This window comes from Arthrospira sp. PCC 8006 (genome assembly GCF_046480465.1).
GTDB classification, from domain to species: Bacteria; Cyanobacteriota; Cyanobacteriia; order Cyanobacteriales; family Microcoleaceae; genus Limnospira; species Limnospira platensis.
This window is the reverse complement of record NZ_PKGG01000489.1, coordinates 1-836: the sequence shown is the minus strand read 5'-3', so window position 1 is coordinate 836 and position 836 is coordinate 1. Positions and strand designations below refer to the sequence as shown.

The 836-nt window shown below is 39.4% G+C and carries 2 pseudogenes; both read right to left on the bottom strand.

Going from position 1 to position 836, the window contains the following annotated elements:
- Positions 1 to 258 (bottom strand): annotated as a pseudogene (locus tag B9T16_RS29000) (hypothetical protein); the annotation flags it as partial.
- Between the two features lie 123 nt (positions 259 to 381).
- Positions 382 to 836 (bottom strand): annotated as a pseudogene (locus B9T16_RS28995) (hypothetical protein); the annotation flags it as partial.

Sequence of the window (836 nt, the reverse complement as noted above, 5' to 3'; positions counted from 1 at the left end):
TTCCCCTTTCATCTGGATATCATCATCCTCCGTCCGTTGTATCGGTTCTGGCGATCGCTTCCTATTAGCAAAAACCGGGATATTAGCTAAATCGAACCCAGAGGACTCCTGCTGAAACTGCATTTCTGGCCGTGTCAGCTCCTGGTCTGGCGGCGCAAAATTCGCATCCTGAAACGGTCGAGACTGAAATTGTTTCTGCACAGGAACTTCATTGCCTTTCGCTTCATTGTGGCGTTTTTTCCGGCGTTGTATTTTCATCTATCAGGACTCCTTATTAGAATTTAATTTAGTTTTTAAATACGCTATTAATCCCATTTATAGTAACACCAGATATCCTATTAATTACGAATTTAAAAATGGTTTTTTATTAAACATTTCCATTTATCCCAGCTCCAAGTTTCTCTTCAACGTGATATAATTCAATAAACTTCTTGCTTGCTTTTTTAAGTTCATATTTTCACTGTCATTCATATCTTCAATGAAATTATCTAAATGAGTACAAACAATGCTATCTTCCCTGAACGCTTCTGAGGGGAGTTGATCCAACTGTCGTAAGAGAACATCTACAAATTGACCAAATAGGTCTGGATAAGATGCGATCGCCAAATCCCCCGCATTATACATTCCATTCAGCAAAGCAGACCATCTGTCTTTAGGCCGGCGATCGACCTCCTCTTTTGAAGACATCCACCAACACAAAAAAGCAAATTGAAATTCTGCTAAGAAATCTGCTATATTTTCCTGATGAATGTCCCGGAAATTTTGTTCAAACCGAGATGGATAATTAGCCGCGACTTCACTCGAAAAATCTAACCCAGCGTTTTCATGTAATATCG